Origin of the sequence: Neisseria gonorrhoeae (assembly GCF_003315235.1) — a bacterium.
Classification (GTDB): domain Bacteria; phylum Pseudomonadota; class Gammaproteobacteria; order Burkholderiales; family Neisseriaceae; genus Neisseria; species Neisseria gonorrhoeae.
Genome location: NZ_QNRU01000059.1, coordinates 1 through 3743 on the forward strand (window position 1 = coordinate 1; position 3743 = coordinate 3743).

The 3743-nt window shown below is 54.1% G+C and carries 1 protein-coding gene and 2 pseudogenes; all 3 read left to right on the top strand.

Features of this window, described 5'->3' with window-relative positions:
* Nucleotides 1-115, top strand: a pseudogene (locus tag DFR77_RS12390) (IS1595 family transposase); the annotation flags it as partial.
* A gap of 109 nt (nt 116-224) precedes the next feature.
* Nucleotides 225-3410: pseudogene (nalP, locus tag DFR77_RS12400) on the top strand (serine endopeptidase autotransporter NalP).
* A gap of 51 nt (nt 3411-3461) precedes the next feature.
* Nucleotides 3462-3743, top strand: a 282-nt coding sequence (locus DFR77_RS13895; protein ID WP_113852156.1) for a hypothetical protein, incomplete at its 3' end; no start/stop codon positions are given.

Below are 3743 nucleotides of genomic sequence, written 5' to 3' on the forward strand. Positions count from 1 at the left end.
TCCCAAAGAGCATTTTGAGCCGTATTTAAAGGAGTGCGAACGGCGTTTTAACAACAGTGAGATAAAAGTTCAAATTTCCATTTTAAAACAATTAGCAAAATCGAGTTTATCCTAGTTGTCCAGGACAGATATAATTCAAAATATAAAAATGGGTTACATCTGGACATTACGAAATTTTTATTCCTTCGCCTGAATTCTATTGTCAGATTCAAAGAGACCTCATCATGCGAACCACCTCAACCTTCCCTACAAAAACTTTCAAACCGGCTGCCATGGCGTTAGCTGTTGCAACAACACTTTCTGCCTGCTTAGGCGGCGGCGGCGGCACTTCTGCTCCCGACTTCAATGCAGGCGGCACCGGTATCGGCAGCAACAGCAGGGCAACGATAGCGGAATCAGCAGCAGTATCTTACGCCGGTATAAAAAACGAAATGTGCAAAGACAGAAGCATGCTCTGTGCCGATCGGGATGACGTTGCGGTTACAGACAGGGATGCCAAAATCAAAGCCCCCCGAATCTGCATACCGGAGACTTTTCAAACCCAAATGACCAATATTAAGAATATGATCAACCTCAAACCTGCAATTGAAGCAGGCTATACAGGACGCGGGGTAGAGGTAGGTATCGTCGATACAGGCGAATCCGTCGGCAGCATATCCTTTCCCGAACTGTATGGCAGAAAAGAACACGGCTATAACGAAAATTACAAAAACTATACGGCGTATATGCGGAAGGAAGCGCCTGAAGACAGAGGCAGTAAAGACATTGAAGCTTCTTTCGACAATGAGGCCGTTATAGAGACTGAAGCAAAGCCGACGGATATCCGCCATGTAAAAGAAATCGGACACATCGATGTGGTCTCCCATATTATTGGCGGGCGTTCCGTGGACGGCAGACCTGCAGGCGGTATTGCGCCCGATGCGACGCTACACATAATGAATACGCATGATGGAACCAAGAACGAGAAATAATGTCTGCAGCCATCCGCAATGCATGGGTCAAGCTGGGCGAACGTGGCGTGCGCATCGTCAATAACAGTTTTGGAACAACATCGAGGGCAGGCACTGCCGACCATTTCCAAATAGCCAATTCGGAGGAGCAGTACCGCCAAACGTTGCTCGACTATTCCGGCGGTGATAAAACAGATGAGGGTATCCGCCTGATGCAACAGAGCGATTAGGGCAACCTGTCCTACCACATCCGTAATAAAAACATCCTTTTCATCTTTTCGACAGGCAATGACACACAAGCTCAGCCCAACACACTGACCCTATTGCCATTTTATGAAAAAGACACTCAAAAAGGCATTATCACAGTCGCAGGCGTAGACCGCAGTGGAGAAAAGTTCAATGGCTCCAACCATTGCGGAATTACTGCCATGTGGTGCCTGTCGGCATCCTATGAAGCAACCGTCCATTTCACCCGTACAAGACCGATTCAAGTTGCCGGAACATCCTTTTCCGCACCCATCGTAACCGGCACGGCGGCTCTGCTGCAGAGATACCCGTGGATGAGCAACGACAACCTGCGTACCACGCTGCTGACGACGGCTCAGGACATCGGTGCAGTCGGAGTGGACAGCAAGTTCGGCTGGGGGCTGCTGGATGCGGGTAAGGCCATGAACGGACCCGCGTCCTTTCCGTTCGGCGACTTTACCGCCGATACGAAAGGTACATCCGATATTGCCTACTCCTTCCGTAACGACATTTCAGGCACGGGCGGTCTGATCAAAAAAGGCGGCAGCCAACTGCAACTGCACGGCAACAACACCTATACGGGCAAAACCGTTATCGAAGGCGGTTCGCTGGTGTTATCGGATATGCACGTCAAAACCAAAGGTGCACTGATTTATAACGGGGCGGCATCCGGCGGCAGCCTGAACAGCCACGGCATTGTCTATCTGGCAGATACCGACCAATCCGGCGCAAACGAAACCGTACACATCAAAAGGCGGTCTGCAGCTGGGCGACAAAGGTACGCTGTACACACGTTTGGGCAAACTGCTGAAAGTGGACGGTACGGCGATTACCGACGGCAAGCTGTACATGTCGGCACGCGGCAAGGGGGCAGGCTATCTCAACAGTACCGGACGACGTGTTCCCTTCCTGAGTGCCGCCAAAATCGGGCAGGATTATTCTTTCTTCAAAAATATCGAAACCGACGGCGGTCTGCTGGCTTCCCTCGACAGCGTCGAAAAAACAGCGGGCAGTGAAGGCGACACGCCGTCCTATTATGTCCGTCGCGGCAATGCGGCACGGACTGCTTCGGCAGCGGCACATTCCGCGCCCGCCGGTCTGAAACACGCCGTAGAACAGGGCGGCAGCAATCTGGAAAACCTGATGGTCGAGCTGGATGCCTCCGAATCATCCGCAACACCCGAGACGGTTGAAACTGCGGTCGCCGACCGCACAGATATGCCGGGCATCCGCCTACGGCGCACAACTTTCCGCACAGCGGCAGCCGTACAGCATGCGAATACCGCCGACGGCGTACGCATCTTCAACAGTCTCGCCGCTACCGTCTATGCCGACAGTGCCGCCGCCCATGCCGATATGCAGGGACGCCGCCTGAAAGCCGTATCGGACGGGTTGGACCACAACGGTACGGGTCTGCGCGTCATCGCGCAAACCCAACAGGACGGTGGAACGTGGGAACAGGGCGGTGTCGAAGGCAAAATGCGCGGCAGTACCCAAACTATCGGCATTGCCGCGAAAACCGGCGAAAATACGACAGCAGCCGCCACACTGGGCATAGGACGCAGCACATGGAGCGAAAACAGTGCAAATGCAAAAACCGACAGCATTAGTCTGTTTGCAGGCATACGGCACGATGTGGGCGATATCGGCTATCTCAAAGGCCTGTTCTCCTACGGACGCTACAAAAACAGCATCAGCCGCAGCACCGGTGCGGATGAATATGCGGAAGGCAGCGTCAACGGCACGCTGATGCAGCTGGGCGCACTGGGTGGTGTCAACGTTCCGTTTGCCGCAACGGGAGATTTGACGGTTGAAGGCGGTCTGCGCCACGACCTGCTCAAACAGGATGCATTCGCCGAAAAAGGCAGTGCTTTGGGCTGGAGCGGCAACAGCCTCACTGAAGGCACACTGGTCGGACTCGCGGGTCTGAAGCTGTCGCAACCCTTGAGCGATAAAGCCGTCCTGTCTGCGACGGCGGGCGTGGAACGCGACCTGAACGGACGCGACTACGCGGTAACGGGCGGCTTTACCGGCGCGGCTGCAGCAACCGGCAAGACGGGTGCACGCAATATGCCGCACACCCGCCGGGTTGCCGGTCTGGGGGTGGATGTCGAATTCGGCAACGGCTGGAACGGCTTGGCACGTTACAGCTACACCGGTTCCAAACAGTACGGCAACCACAGCGGACAAATCGGCGTAGGCTACCGGTTCTGACGGACAGAAAACAGACAGCCGCAAAGATCACGGTCTTTGCGGCTGTTTCTTATGAAAAGAAAACCCTATTCCAATTGCCTGCTTCTATTGTTTCAAGACTTCTTCCAAAGATTCGGCATCAATCAGACGTATAGCGGATTAACAAAAATCAGGACAAGGCGGCGGGCCGCAGACGGTACAAATGGTACGGAACCGGTTCGCCCGGTGCTTGGGCGCCTTAGGGAACCGTTCCCTTTGGGCCGGGGCGGGGCAACGACGTACCGGTTTCTGTTCATCCGCCATATTGTGTTGAAACACCGCCCGGAACCCGATATAATCCGCCCTTCAACATCA